Raw genomic sequence first — 13,466 nt, 5'->3', positions numbered from 1 at the left:
CGTGGCCGATAACGTCGCCGTGCGCGGCGGATGAAGCCGCCTAGAAGTACTTCAGCCAGCTGATATCTCGGCGCCGGGCCTTCAGGCGGGCAAACCAGCGCACGGGCGGGTAGAGGGCAACACTCAGCACCAGAGCGCAAAGCCAGATGGCCCAGATGTTGTCGAAGCCAAAGTACTGTCCCTGGTTGGTGCCCCAGACGCCGACACTGGCCAGGTAAAGTAACTTGAGCACATACAGGTGCAGCAAATAGAAGAACATAGGCGCGGCACCGAAGACGGCCAGCCAGCCAATCAGGCGGCTGCTGTCGATACGTTCAAACAGGCGCAGTAGCAGCAAACCGACGCCCAGCGTCAACGCCAGAAACAGCAGTGACGGCGGGTACTTGGTGATGTTGAGCAGGCTCATCAGGGTGCGCAGCGCCGTGTCCTGCACTGCCCAGGGCGCTTCACCATAACCGTTGAGCAGTCGCAGCACGGCGAAGGCGCCCAGGGCGCCCAGTGCGCTGCCCAGCAGCCAGCGCTGCCGCTGGCTTGCGCTGGTACTGCCGGCAAACCAGGGCCCCATCGCGTAGCCCAGCGCGATCACACCAATCCAGGGCAGCAGCGGATAGGAAGTCCGCAGTCGCAGCTGATCACTGACTTCAAGCCAGCCGCGGTCATGCAGGATAGCCCAGGGTACGTAGCCCCAGTCACCCGGGACAAAATGCACGCTATCGAGCAGGTTGTGCCCGGTCACCAGCCCCAGCCCCAGCGTGACCAGCTGCCAGCGAGGCAACCAAACCAGCGCAGCGAGTGCGAGCATGCTCAAGCCAATGGCCCAGATCACCTGCAGGTAGATGACCGTTGGCGGAAACTGGAAGGTCCAGGCGAAGTTGACCAGTGTCAGCTCCAGCACCACCAGGAACAGCCCACGTTTGAACAGAAAACCCGATACCGCCGCACGGCTGTCGTGCTTGGCGCCGTACAAGAAAGCGGCCAGGCCGGTCAGCAGCACAAAGACGGGGGCGCACAGGTGCGCCAGCGTGCGACTGAAGAACAGCGCCGGATCGGTGTGGAGCACGTCCATCGGATCGCTGACTTGCATGTGCAGGTAAAAGGTTTCCCGGACATGGTCCAGCAGCATGAAGAGGATCACCAGCCCGCGCAGGGCATCGATGGACTGGAGACGGGTGTTTTGCGTAGGGGTCATTTTCTTGTCGAGAGGGGGTGTCAACATTTGGCGTGATAGTATAACGTTCTGCCTCGCTGGCGCGCCAGCCTGATCTCCGACTGACCCCTGCTTCGAATCAAGGACTCCCCAATGAACTACGCACTCCGTCCCCTGGCTTTTGCCGTGGCGCTCGGCAGTACCGCTGTGCATGCCGCCCCCAGCGGTGAATCGACTATTACCCTCGGTGAGATTTCCGTGGTGGGTAATGCCAACAAGTCGGCGATGGCAGGCAGCAGTCGCGTGCTCACCTCAGTCGATGTGCTGGGCGCTGACAGAATCGAGCAGCAGAACGTGTCCACCAGCTGGGAGCTGTTGGGGCAGATGCCCGGCATCCAGCTTACAGAAACCGGTCAGGGCGCGGAGTCAGGCAAGGCGACGCTGCGCGCCTTCAATGGCGAAGGCTACATCAATGGCATCAAAACGCTGATTGATGGCGTGCCCAGCAACGTCAACAGTGGCAATCAGCGCTTTACTGACATGGTCTTTCCGCTGGACCTGGAGTACATCGAGGTTGTGCGCGGTACCAACGACGCCCGGTACGGCCTGCATAACATTGGTGGCAACATCAACTTTGTCACCCGTCAGGGCGGTCACTACACGGACGCCCGGCTTACCTACGGCAGCTTTAATACCCGCGAGCTGCAGCTGGCGATCGGTCGCGAGTCGCTGAACTTTGCGCAGAACTATTTCCTCGCCAAGCAGCAGTCAGACGGGTTTCGTGATCACTCGGACTCGGACAAATACTCCCTGGGTGGCAAGTGGTTCTACACCAATGACGACGGTGATTTCAGCCTGGGGCTGGTGACCCGTGTCTACCATCATGAAGCCGAAGAGTCCGGTTTCATGACCCGTGAGGAGTTGGCAGCCAGTCGCACGCGCTCCGACCCGAAAAACGCCAACGACGGCGACGACCGCGACATGCATCAGGCTGCGCTGCATCTGGACTGGCAGCCGAGCGACACGCTCAATCTCAACAGCAAGCTCTACTACAACCGCTATGACGACGATCGGCAGATCACCTTTACCGGCTATCAGCCGGGTAGTGCGCCGCGTCAACGTCGCCAGTGGGATGAGCGCCAGACCGGCATGCTCAGCAGCCTGAGCTGGACTGCCAACGACTGGTTGACACTGGAGGGCGGTCTCAACGCGGAGCATCAGGATAACGAGTATCGCCGGACGCGCTTCAACTACAGCGTGCCGACTGATTTTGACGCCACGCCGGCCCGCGTCCAGAACGATGACGCCTATACCCTCGACAATGTGGGTGTGTATCTGCAGGCGGTGATCGAGCCAACCGATTCGCTGAAGATCATTCCTGCCTATCGGGTCGACCGGTTCTATGGCGAAACGGATCTGCCCGGTGGCATCGAAGCGGACCTGCAGGACTACGGCTCGATTCTGCAGCCCAAGCTCAGTGTGGTGTACAGCCTGACGCCGGATGCCAATATCTATGCCAACTGGGGACGCACCTTTCAGATTCTGACCGGTTCAGGCGCACCAGCGTACATGACCGCCGGGCAGACCAGCTTTGCGCCGTCAATCAACACCGGCAAGGAGCTGGGTATCAAGTTCAGCCCGCTGGCGGGGACCGAGGCGCGGATCGCCATCTGGCAGCAGGATGCGACCGACGAGGTAGCCAACATGCCCAGCACCGGCACCACGGTGGGCCTGGGCGAGACACGGCGTCGAGGTGTTGATCTGCAGGTCAATGCGCGCATCAACAACCGTTGGAGTGTCTGGGCGTCGCATGCCTACCAGGAAGCCAAGGTGAAGAGCGCTTACACCGCGTCCGGCACATCGTTGGCCGGCAATGAGGTGTTCTCCACACCGCGCTATATCTCCAACCTGGGAACCGACTACCAGTTGACCCCGGACTGGCGTCTGGGCCTGCAGGCGCGAGCCCAGGGTGACTATTACATTGATGAGCAGAACGAGCAGGGCAAATACGGCGGTTTCGCGGTGCTGGATGTCAGTGCCGAATATATGGTGTCGCCCACACTCAGTGTCGATCTGCAGGTGAAAAACCTGACCGACTATGAGTACGAGTATGTCTGGTACGACAACTTCTTTTGGGGCGGCGATGACCAGCCGATGTTCTCACCAGCGCCCGGCCGCTCGGCCTATCTGTCGCTCAACGTCAAGTTGTAACGCAGCAGTCTGGCGTTATTCGCTCATCCCCAGCAGCCAGCGCCTTAGCGCTGGCTGTTTGGTTTTACCTGCTGCCCATACTCGTACCCTGTTGAATTGATGCATCCAGCGGTTGCCGGTTTCGAGCTGAAAGTCCGGCCCGGCGGCGGTGATCTTGTGTACCTGCAGTCTGGGCAGTGTCAGGGCATAGTCGCCGCGATCGGTGATCACGCCCAACTGGTTGGCGCTGGCAAACAGGTCCCCTGCCGTATCGTGATCGAGGTCGTGATTGGAGGTTGAGAAGGTGGCGCCGGGGGCCAGGGTGGCGCTGTCCTGGCTGAACACGCTCAGCACCGCAGGCAGGTTTCTGCCTTCGATCAGCTCACCGTTCTGGTTGCGCAAATAGTGACGACGTGGGCCCCAGATTTCGATGCGCTGAATGGTCAGCGGCTGGTCGCTGCGGTTTCTGATGCGGATATAGGTCGTCCAGTCACCGGGCAGCAGCGAAGGATGAACGTCGGCGGCGCTGATCTGGAACGGTCGAGCGCGATGACGCAGCAGACGAATCCAGACCGTCAGCGTGATCAGCAAGGCAAGCAGGGTGCCGATTCCTGCCAGGGTTGCCGCGTGTAACCAGATCCAGTTCAGTCCGTCCATCATGTCCCTTTGAGCCTTGCTCGCCGCTGAATAAATATCTGCACCGTCCATGGCAGGATACTGCCGCCAATAGCGGGTACATCAACGTGATTGTGCCCGAGCTTGGTCGGTCGCTCCAATGCCGTGCCCGTCGGCAGCGGGCGCGTGCAGCCGGCCGCCGGCTGCTGTCAGGCTGGGCAGAGACAGCCCCAGGCCAATAAAAGCGACAAATCTGCAGCCAGTTCTGCCGGGGCACGGCCGGTTGCGGCCGCTGCGTCGGCGAGCGACAGGCCTTGGCGTAGCTGGTTGAGCAGGGTGCACTGTTCGCCAGACACCTGCGCGGTCTGCAAGTCAAACTCCCGGCGCCAGACCAGTACGTCCTCTGGCTGCCACTGCGCTGCTGGCGGTGGTGGCAATGAGCGTCGTTGGCTGTGCCACAGCGAATAGGCCGGAGAGGCGGCCCGTATCAGGCTCACTGACGGGTGCCAGGCGAGTGGCACCGCCAGCAGCTGTGCCGGGGCAGCAATGGATGTTGCCATGTTGAAAGCCTGCCGATCTGCCGCATGGAGGGCGCGCACCCGAGCGCGCTCGATCTGGGCCACCTCACTCAGCCACGGCATGCCCGACAAGGCCGGTAGTTGACGCAGGAAATGGCCAAAGCCGTCACCGTACTCGTGCAGTGTGGGAGAGGGCGGCGGCGCGGTGCGGACGAACAGCGCTGCCACGGCGCTAAAGTAGTCTGCGCCAAGCAGCCGTTCCAGCACCGGAAACGTCTGGCGTAATGCATCCACCCGCGCGCTGCTGACGTTGTTGCGATAGACCTGAAAACGTTGCTCGCATTCTTCCGGCGCGCCGGCAAACAGATGCAGGGGCGCTGGTTCTGCGGGGAGCGAGAGCGCCTGACTGAATTGCCGTTGCTGGTCAGGTGTCATTGATCTGTCCTCGCTGGTATTGCCGGGCGCGGGTTACCTCCTGCAGCAGTCGGGCCCAGGAGGGCACCTGGCGGTCCCACTCGATAATCGTCGGCCGGCTGCCGGCCAGGCGCAGCAGGCGTTGATAAAGACGCAGCGTGGGCTCGGTGACGGCGCTGCCGTGATCATCGATCAGCAGGGTGCGACCGTTGTTGAGGCGGTGTTGGGCGTGGCCGGCAAGATGCACCTCACCTATGCTGTGCAGTGGCAGTGCGCGCAGATACTGATCTGCCGTCCCGCCGTTGTTGTGGCAGTTGATCAGCAGGTTGTTAAGGTCCAGCAACAGCCCGCAGCCGCTGCGAGCTGACAGCTCGGCGAGAAAGTCGGCTTCGCGCAGATGGCTGTCTTTCAGTCTCAGATAGCTGGCCGGATTTTCGATCAGCACCCGGCGACCCAGCACGTCCTGCAGCTGGGCGACGTGGTCTACGCTGCGGTTCAGGGTGTCCGTGGTGTAGGCGACCGGCAGCAGATCGGCAAGAAACTGCTGACCGTCGCCGGCCCAGGCCAGATGCTCTGACACCAGCGCTGGAGAGTAGCGGTCACACAGCTGTTTCAGCTTCTGCAGGTGCTGCGGGTTGAGGGGCGCCGCGCCGCCCAGTGACAGGCCGACCCCGTGGATCGACAACGGCAGCAGCGCGCACAGGCGCTCCAGCTGGTGGTGCAGCAGCCCCCCGTCGCCAAAGTAGTTCTCCGCATGAATCTCCAGCAGGTCGATACCGCTGATATTGGCGATCAGTGCTGCAAAGTGCTGCGGTTTGAAGGCTACGCCAATACCTCGGCTCAAGGGGGCGATGTGCATCACAGACTCCTAGGGCCGCTGGATCGGCGTCAGCGAGCCAAGTCCGTGCGGGGTTTCAATGCTGGTGCAGGTGCCGGAGGGCACCAGCGTCCAGGCATCGCCCTGGTAGTCGATCTTGGACGTGCCGGCGCAGGAGGTGCCGGGGCCGGCAGCGCAGTCGTTCTGACCTGCCAGCGAGATGCCATAGCACTTTTCCTTGCCTGCGTTGATGCCGGCGGCGTTAGCCTGTGTGCTGCCGGCGACGACGGCGCCCAGCAGAGACGCCGCGAGAACGGTATTGAAGTGTCGACGATCCATGATTCAGTCCTCTTGGATGGAGATAAGGTGGTTACGCTGCTGACCGACGCTCAAGGCGCCGTGCACAGGGGCGCCTGGGGTGGTGCTCGCCAGCGCGTGAAAAGGTGGTCGAGCGACAGCCGGCCGCCGCCTTGCAGCATCAGCAGCAACAGCGGTACCGCCCAGGTGCCGTGGGTCGCCCAGGCTGACGGATACACCAGCAGTTGAATGACCAGCGTCATGATCAGCAGCCCGGCTGCGCCGAGCCGGGTTGCCAAGCCCATCAGCAGCATGACTGGCAGCAGGTGTTCGCCGAGGGTTGCCAACGCAGCGGCGGCTGCCGGGTCGATCAAGGGCAACTGGTATTCCTCCTGAAACAGGAACAGCGCAGTATCGTTGAGCTGCCAGCCATCGACCTTGGTGCGTCCTGACTGCCAGAACACGGCGCCAGGGAACACGCGTGCGGCCAGCAACAGGCCATCTTGCAGCGGAGCCTGCAAGGATCGGTATGCAGAGGGGGAGAGCATGATGATTACCTCGTTGGAAAGGGCCACCGATGGCCGCGGTGGCAGCGTGACTGCCACCGCAGTGCCGGTTTACAGGGCATTCGGCGCCAGATCCTTGATCAGCGGCCAGTTGCTGTCGGCTTTGGCAATGTTGCCCGGTACGTCTTCAGCCCATTTCTGGAACACGTCTGCGTTGACGTTGAGGTAGAGCTTGCCGTCGACCACCTTGTACTGGCTCGGGTCGACATCCAGCTTCTTGCCCAGCGCCGCGCCCATCGCGCAGTAACCGCCGTATTGCGGCACATAGGCAGTGGGGTTGGCCTGGAAGGTCTTCATGTTTTCAGCGTTGGCGAAGTAGTACAGCGCGCCGTCATGCTCGACCGCAAAGCGGCTGTTGCCCTCAGCCGGGGCGCCCTGGAAATAGGACACGGTGTCGTAGCCCTTGAGGTTGACGCGATGCTCATCAACGTTGATCGCCGATGTAGAGGTTTCGTCGTAGGCGTAGGTACTGGTAGCCGTCAGCAGTGCCGCGCCGCCAAAGCCCAGGGCAACGGCCAGCGAACTGGCGATAAAAGCGTTTTTCAGTTTCATGGTATAGCTCCTCGATTGATGCGATTTCAGTCAGTGTTATGTGCTGCTGTGCAGCGACGGTTCGAACTGTAAGTGCATTCAAAAAATCAAAGAACAGCCTTATTTAGAAAGTGACTATTGTTAAAAATGAAATTATTGGTCTAACCTGATCCGCACCTGACGGGAGCGGAACATGGATAGATTCAAGGAAATGCAGATATTTCAGGCCGTTGCGGAGGAGCAGAATTTTGCCTCGGCAGCGCGCAAGCTCGGCATGTCTGCGCCCAGTGTCACCCGGGCGGTGGCTGCGCTGGAGCAACGCCTCGGCACCCTGCTGCTGGCGCGTACCACGCGCAGTGTGCATGTCACCGAATCCGGTCAGCGCTATGTCGAGGACTGCCGTCGCATCCTGGCAGAGCTGGACGAAGCCGAGGAGTCGGCGGGTGGTGTGCACGCGCAGGCCCGCGGCCTGCTGACGGTCACGGCGCCGGTGTTGTTTGGTGAGCTGTTCGTCACGCCGGTCATGGTCGACTATCTGGCCAATCATCCGGCGGTGCAGATCAAGGCATTGCTGGTTGACCGTGTCGTCAACATGCTTGATGAGGGGATCGATGTGGCGGTGCGCATCGGTGATCTGCCGGACGGCAACCTCAATTGCATCCGCGTGGGTGAGGTTCGCCGTGTAGTCTGCGCGTCACCAGGTTATCTGGCACGGCATGGGCGGCCGTCTCACCCGAGTGAGCTGGAGGCCGCGTCGGTGGTCATGTCGGCCAGCAGTTCGCTGCTGACCGAGTGGGAGTTCAGCGGGCCGCAGGGCCGTATTCAGGTAATTCCCCAGCCTCGTCTGGTGGTCACGGCCAACCAGGCGGCCATTAACGCAGCCAAGCTGGGCTGGGGCATCACGCGCGTGCTGTCGTATCAGATCGCAGAGGCTGTTCAGAGCGGCGCGCTGGAGCTGTTGCTCGAAGACTTTGAGCTTGAGCCCTTACCGATTCATGTTGTGCATCAAGGTGGCCGTCGGATCCCTGCCAAGGTGCGCGAATTTGTCGACTTCTGCGTCGCCCAGTTGGCAGCTGACCGCGCCCTGCAGGGCAAGGAGAACGGCTGATGGACCGGTTTCAGGAAATGACCGTATTCAAGGCCGTCGCGGATGAGCTCAGCCTGGCCGCCGCCGCGCGCCGCTTGTCTCTGTCGCCACCGACCGTCACCCGCGCCATTGATGCGCTGGAGCAGCGCCTTGGCGTCAAGCTGCTGCAGCGCAGCACGCGGGGTGTGGGGCTTACTGAGGCGGGCGAGCGGTTTCTGGCGGACTGCCGGCGTATCCTGGCTGAGGTGTCCGATGCTGATCGCTCGGCCAGCGGTTTGCACACCTCTCCGCAAGGGCGGCTGCAGCTATCCATGCCGCTGCTGTTTGGCCAGTCGTTGATGACGCCCATCCTGCTGGAGTATCTGCAGGCGCATCCGCGGGTTGAGGTGTTTGGTGTCTATCAGGATCGGGTACCCAACCTGCATGAAGAAGGTATTGAGGTCGCGATTCAGGTTGGCGCGTTGCCTGACTCAACCCTGTTCGCCGCCAAGGTGGGTGAGGTCAGGCGGATTATCTGCGCCAGCCCGGCGTATCTTGCTCGGCATGGAGTGCCGTCGCACCCCGAGCAATTGATTGATCATCAGATCGTGCATTCATCCGCCGACTCGCGCACGCCGGAGTGGCAGTTTGTCCAGCAAGGTAGCGTCAAGCGTTATGCCCTGTTGCCGCGCTTGAGTTGCGCGACTAATCATGCGGCGATTGCCGCCGCCGAGCGGGGCGCCGGGCTGGTGCGCTGCATGAGCTATCAGGTGCACGAGTCGCTGGCGCAGGGACGATTGCAACCGGTGCTGCAGGACTTCGCACTGCCGGTGCTGCCGGTCCATGTGGTCTACCGCGAGGGGCGCCGGGCTGCTGCGCGGGTGCGCAGCTTTGTTGACCTTGCGGTTGCGCGTTTGCGGGTTCACCCGGCGCTGAACGGCAGCTAATTTCATAAATCGCAATAAAGGATTGCAGTTTGTGGTTATTCCGCACATCCGTGTGGGGTATCAAGATAAGACTCCCTAGGGCATCTGCGGCAGGCGCATTTACCCGTTGTGCATCACGCTATTATTGGAGTCTTCCATGTCACATTCGATCACGTTTTATCGCTATCCGTTGTCTGGTCACGCGCATCGCGTCGAGTTGATGCTGTCGCTGTTGAACCTTCCCTACGAAACCGTCTTCGTCGACCTTGCCGCTGGTGCGCACAAGCAGCCGGCCTTTTTGGCTCTCAACAGCTTTGGCCAGGTGCCGGTGATCGAAGATCGCGGCGCGGTGCTGAGCGACTCGAACGCTATTCTGGTTTACCTGGCCAGCCAGTACGACCCGACTGATCGCTGGTTGCCATGTGATGCTGTCGGGGCGGCGCGCGTGCAGCGCTGGTTGTCGGTTGCTGCCGGTGAGTTGGCAGCCGGGCCTGCGCGGGCGCGCCTGATTACGCTGTTTGGCGCCCCCTTCGATGCGCCGAGCACCATCACTGCCGCGCATGAGCTGCTGCGTTTGCTGGAGAGCACGCTGACTGCCAGCCGCTATCTCGCCGGCGAGCAGGTCACCATCGCCGATATCGCGCTGTACAGCTATGTAGCCCATGCACCCGAGGGCAACGTGTCGCTCACCCACTATCCGCGCGTGCAAGCCTGGTTGGCGCAGATTGAAGATCTGCCGGGGTTTGTGCCGATGGCGCGATCGGCGGTGGGGCTGCAGAGTGCGTAAGGGCGTTGCTGGTCACGTGGGGAGGGCGGCCTCATGAGCAAGCCTGAACAGTCTGTATGGCACGCGGGTGAGCGGGAACTGCAGCGCCGCCTCGGCGTGGCCGCGCGCATGGCTGAAGTGGGCCCGCGCGTACTGAGCCCGGTGCTACCCGAGCAGCATCGGGCGTTCTATCCGCTGCTGCGCTTTGTGGTGGCGGGTACGGTATCGACGCAGGGCGATCTCTGGGCTGGCCTGCTGGAAGGTGAGCCAGGGTTTGCCTGGTCTCCTGATCCCTCCGTGCTGCGACTGGACGCGTTGTTCAGTGAACAGGATCCGTGCGCGGTTGCTGTGGCGCAAACCCGTACACTGGGTCTGCTGGGTATCGATCTGCAGACGCGTCGGCGCAATCGCCTGTCCGGACGCGTTGACGCGATCGACCACGCCGGCATGAGCGTGCAGGTAACGCAGGCTTTCGGCAACTGTCCGCAGTTTATTCAACAGCGCCAGCTTACCGCCGCTGTCGGGCCGTCTGCAGGCGGCTCACCAGCCGTCCACTCGGCGATCCTGACCGAGCAGATGCGGGCGCTGATCGCTTTGGCCGATACCTGTTTTGTTGCCAGTTGCGTCCCGCAGGAGGGACGCGAACCTGCTGTTGACGTGTCCCATCGCGGCGGCTGGCCCGGTTTCGTAAAAGTGCAAGGCAACCGCCTCACCATGCCGGAATTTTCCGGCAATCGCTTCTTCAACACGCTTGGCAACCTGTTGCTTAACCCGCGTGCGGGACTGTTGTTTGTCGACTTTGCCAGCGGTGACCTGTTGCAGGTCTCTGGCAGCGTGGAGCTTGAGTGGGACATACCTGATGCAGGCGGTTTCGAGGGTGTCGAGCACCTGTGGCATCTGCAGGTTGAACAGGCGGTCTGGCGACCAGGCGGGTCGCGTCTGCGCTGGGAGTTTGAGACCTTCTCTCCGGCGTTGAAGCGGACCGGGATCTGGCCGAAGGGTTAGGGCCTGTTGCCGTTTCGTTCATCCGCCTGCCGGAGGCCATTTTTCGGCCAGGCAAGGCGAACGAAACGGCAACAGACCCTGGCCGCTGGTTCTGTGTTGTACATCAAGCGGAGGCCATTCGATCAGGCGATACGCGTCGTCACTTTGCCCGGCGCCGCGAGCGCGGTGCCGGGACGTTGCCGTTCACTCCGCAGAGCGGGCCTGCTGCAGGTAATCGCTGGCCAGCATGCTCAGTGTTCTGACGCCGGTCAGCAGGGCGGCATCGTCGATGATGAAGCCTGGAGCATGATTGGGCGCTGCCTTGCCCATCCGGGCCATCGGGGTCACCCCGAGAAACACGAACAGGCCCGGCGCTTCATTGGCGTAGTAGGAAAAGTCCTCTGAGCCCGTCACCATCGGTGAAACCACCACGCGTTCATGCGCCGCCCGCTGCAGGGTCGGCACCATTTGCTCGGTCAGCGTCGGGTGGTTGGTGGTGGTGAGGTAGTTATCCACGATCCTTACATCGGCGCTGGCACCCGCAGCCTCGGCAATGCCCCTGGCAGTGCGCTCTATTCGCTCGTTGACCTGCTGCTGCACCTGGTCGCCGAAGGTGCGCACGGTACCGGTCATGACGACTTCATCCGGAATGATGTTGTGACGGCTGCCGCCGTTGATGGTGCCGATGGTGACCACAGCCGGTGCCGGCATGATGTTGGTCTGTCGACTGACGATGGTCTGCAAGCCGTTGATGATCTGGGCGCTGGTAACGATCGGGTCGACCCCGTCCCAGGGCTGGGCACCGTGGGTCTGTTTGCCCTGCACGCGGATATGCAGATCACCCGAACTGGCCATCACCGGCCCACTGCGATAACCGATCAGCCCGGTCGGCATGGAGGCAGTCACGTGCAGGCCAAACACCGCAGCAACGTCTGGGTTCTCCATCACGCCGGCCTCAACCAGCTGCCGCGCGCCAAAGTGCCGTTGGCCATCGTAGACGTAGTCGCTGGGACCTTCCTCGGCAGGCTGGAAGATAAATTTCACGCTCCCCGGGAGCTCGTCCTTCAGGCCCGCCAGCACCTCGGCGGTAGCCATCAGGATGGCGACGTGGGCGTCGTGGCCACAGGCGTGCATCACCGGACGCTCTTCGCCCTGGTACTGTTGACGGACTTGGGACGCGAAGGGCAGGCCGGTGGCCTCCAGTACGGGTAGGGCATCCATGTCGGCGCGCAGGGCGACAACCGGGCCGGGTCTACCGCCTTTCAACAAGCCGACGACGCCAGTGGTGCCAACGCCGGTTTCTACCTCCATCCCCAAATGGCGCAAGTGTTCGGCGACCAGCGCAGCAGTGCGGTGCTCCTGATTACCCAACTCAGGATGCTGGTGGATGTCGTGGCGCCAGGCGATGGCTTTTGGCTGGATTGCCTCGGCGCTGCGGGCCAGGCGTTCGTCGAGCGTGTCCTCAGCAGCGTTCGCGGTGAGAGCCAAGGGCAGGAGCAGGGTAGGGAGCAGGGTGCGGCGGCGCATGGATGCGTCCTCTTGTTGTGGTTGTTGTGAGTGTTTCAGGTGCAAGGCGGGTGCGCAGTTGGCTCGGAGAGCAGCCGAACCACAGACGAAACTGACGGTAAAACTGGCTGGTTTGGCGGTAGCCCAGCAGCAACGCCAGGGTGTCGTCGCGATGCCCGTCGCGCAGGTACTCCAGGCAGAGTTGCCGGCGAACGGTGCTGAGCAGCTCGTTGAACGGTTGCTGCTCTGCGCTCAGGTGTCGTTGCAGTGTGCGGGGCGCCACGGCCAGCAGACTGGCGCAGCGCGACAGGCGCGTTTCGCCTCGTGGCAACAGCGCGCCGAGCAGCAGCTGAACGGATTCACTCCAACGGTGGTTGGCGCGGTTGCGAATCAGTTGGCGCTCTCGTCTGGCCAGTCGCGCGATGTTTGGCTGTTTGGCGTTCAGTGCGCGCGCCAGCTCCAGCGCCGGAAAGTGCAGCTCCACCCGCAGGGCACCGTCCAGCCGCGTGACTGGTATGCGCAGCAGCTGGCGGCATGCTGCAAGCGCCTGCTCCGGCATGGCGGCGATGCCGGCCGACGCCTGCTGTAAACCGAGCCCCTGGCACGTGCGCAGCACGCCATACAGCATGGCAACCAATTGCTGATCGCTCGCACTCACCTGGGCATTGGGGGTGACGATGATGCTCGCCAACGGCCCGCTTTGCTCAAGCGTCAGGGTGGTGAGATCACTGTTCTGGTCCAGATAGCGCTGGCTCAGCTGGATAGCATCGCGCAGGGTGCGCGCGTTGCCCAGGTAGGTTGTCGCCAAAAACGCAGCCGAATAATCCAGATGACTGAACGCGCGTACCAGCAGCCATGGGTCTTGCTGCTGCTGGGCCAGCTCCTCTACCAACTGCCGGATTGCTACCAGCGGAACCCGCTCTCTGGCAGACATGCCGCGCAGCTGATGGCGTACTAGCGCGGCCTCCAGCGGATCGCTCGGCACACAGGCACGCAGACCCTTGAGGACCTTTTCGAAGTGCTCGGCGGAGGCGGACGGCGCTGGCTGCGGCATGAGGGGGAGACCTGGGCGCGATGGACAGCGCCCAGTGTCGCTAGCGCGATCCCGGTGAACAAGTGCAGA

Annotated in this window: 14 protein-coding genes; 5 read left to right on the top strand and 9 right to left on the bottom strand. The window is 62.3% G+C overall.

Annotated features, from left to right (window positions below):
* Positions 1-40: 40 nt before the first annotated feature.
* On the bottom strand, positions 41-1,189 hold the full coding sequence (locus ASB58_RS08310; protein WP_118130070.1) for an acetyltransferase domain-containing protein: 1,149 nt from the start codon (positions 1,187-1,189) through the stop codon (positions 41-43).
* Between the two features lie 111 nt (positions 1,190-1,300).
* On the opposite strand from ASB58_RS08310, the gene ASB58_RS08305 reads away from it, so the two are divergent.
* Positions 1,301-3,358 carry a TonB-dependent receptor gene (locus ASB58_RS08305; RefSeq protein WP_118130069.1) on the top strand — a complete coding sequence of 686 codons (2,058 nt, stop codon included), beginning with the start codon at positions 1,301-1,303 and terminating at the stop codon, positions 3,356-3,358.
* A gap of 15 nt (positions 3,359-3,373) precedes the next feature.
* Here the strand turns inward: ASB58_RS08305 and ASB58_RS08300 are convergent, their stop codons facing one another.
* The 6 genes from ASB58_RS08300 to ASB58_RS08275 form a co-directional block, all read right to left on the bottom strand.
* On the bottom strand, positions 3,374-3,997 hold the full coding sequence (locus ASB58_RS08300; RefSeq protein WP_118130068.1) for a hypothetical protein: 624 nt from the start codon (positions 3,995-3,997) through the stop codon (positions 3,374-3,376).
* A gap of 164 nt (positions 3,998-4,161) precedes the next feature.
* Positions 4,162-4,905, bottom strand: a complete 744-nt coding sequence (locus ASB58_RS08295) for an HvfC/BufC family peptide modification chaperone (RefSeq protein ID WP_118130067.1) — start codon at positions 4,903-4,905, stop codon at positions 4,162-4,164.
* Entirely contained in the window at positions 4,895-5,743 is an 849-nt protein-coding gene (bufB, locus tag ASB58_RS08290) for an MNIO family bufferin maturase (protein ID WP_118130066.1), read from the bottom strand. Before bufB ends, ASB58_RS08295 begins: the two co-directional genes overlap by 11 nt.
* Before the next feature lie 9 nt (positions 5,744-5,752).
* Complete coding sequence (locus ASB58_RS08285; protein ID WP_118130065.1) at positions 5,753-6,040, bottom strand: BufA1 family periplasmic bufferin-type metallophore; 288 nt, start codon at positions 6,038-6,040, stop codon at positions 5,753-5,755.
* A 50-nt stretch (positions 6,041-6,090) separates the two neighbouring features.
* Positions 6,091-6,546, bottom strand: coding sequence for a DoxX family protein (locus ASB58_RS08280; protein WP_118130533.1), 456 nt, complete (start codon positions 6,544-6,546; stop codon positions 6,091-6,093).
* A gap of 69 nt (positions 6,547-6,615) precedes the next feature.
* Positions 6,616-7,116: a YHS domain-containing (seleno)protein gene (locus tag ASB58_RS08275; RefSeq protein ID WP_118130064.1), complete on the bottom strand. Its 501-nt coding sequence runs from the start codon at positions 7,114-7,116 to the stop codon at positions 6,616-6,618.
* A 172-nt stretch (positions 7,117-7,288) separates the two neighbouring features.
* Here ASB58_RS08275 and ASB58_RS08270 point away from each other — a divergent pair, with 172 nt between their 5' ends.
* From ASB58_RS08270 to ASB58_RS08255, 4 genes are all read left to right on the top strand, one after another.
* Positions 7,289-8,203 (top strand): LysR family transcriptional regulator, encoded by a 915-nt coding sequence (locus ASB58_RS08270; RefSeq protein WP_118130063.1) that lies wholly within the window; start codon positions 7,289-7,291, stop codon positions 8,201-8,203.
* Entirely contained in the window at positions 8,203-9,108 is a 906-nt protein-coding gene (locus ASB58_RS08265) for a LysR family transcriptional regulator (protein WP_118130062.1), read from the top strand. Before ASB58_RS08270 ends, ASB58_RS08265 begins: the two co-directional genes overlap by 1 nt.
* Before the next feature lie 136 nt (positions 9,109-9,244).
* On the top strand, positions 9,245-9,874 hold the full coding sequence (locus tag ASB58_RS08260) for a glutathione S-transferase family protein (protein WP_096005368.1): 630 nt from the start codon (positions 9,245-9,247) through the stop codon (positions 9,872-9,874).
* A 33-nt stretch (positions 9,875-9,907) separates the two neighbouring features.
* Positions 9,908-10,858 carry a pyridoxamine 5'-phosphate oxidase family protein gene (locus tag ASB58_RS08255; RefSeq protein WP_118130061.1) on the top strand — a complete coding sequence of 317 codons (951 nt, stop codon included), beginning with the start codon at positions 9,908-9,910 and terminating at the stop codon, positions 10,856-10,858.
* 183 nt (positions 10,859-11,041) lie between these two features.
* Here the strand turns inward: ASB58_RS08255 and ASB58_RS08250 are convergent, their stop codons facing one another.
* Complete coding sequence (locus ASB58_RS08250; RefSeq protein WP_118130060.1) at positions 11,042-12,364, bottom strand: amidohydrolase; 1,323 nt, start codon at positions 12,362-12,364, stop codon at positions 11,042-11,044.
* Positions 12,300-13,397, bottom strand: coding sequence for a helix-turn-helix domain-containing protein (locus ASB58_RS08245; RefSeq protein ID WP_181977895.1), 1,098 nt, complete (start codon positions 13,395-13,397; stop codon positions 12,300-12,302). The genes ASB58_RS08250 and ASB58_RS08245 overlap by 65 nt, the downstream gene beginning before the upstream one ends.
* Positions 13,398-13,466 lie beyond the last annotated feature (69 nt).

Origin of the sequence: Pseudomonas abyssi (assembly GCF_003444685.1) — a bacterium.
Taxonomy (GTDB): domain Bacteria; phylum Pseudomonadota; class Gammaproteobacteria; order Pseudomonadales; family Pseudomonadaceae; genus Halopseudomonas; species Halopseudomonas abyssi.
This window is presented reverse-complemented; position numbering and strand designations above follow the sequence as displayed.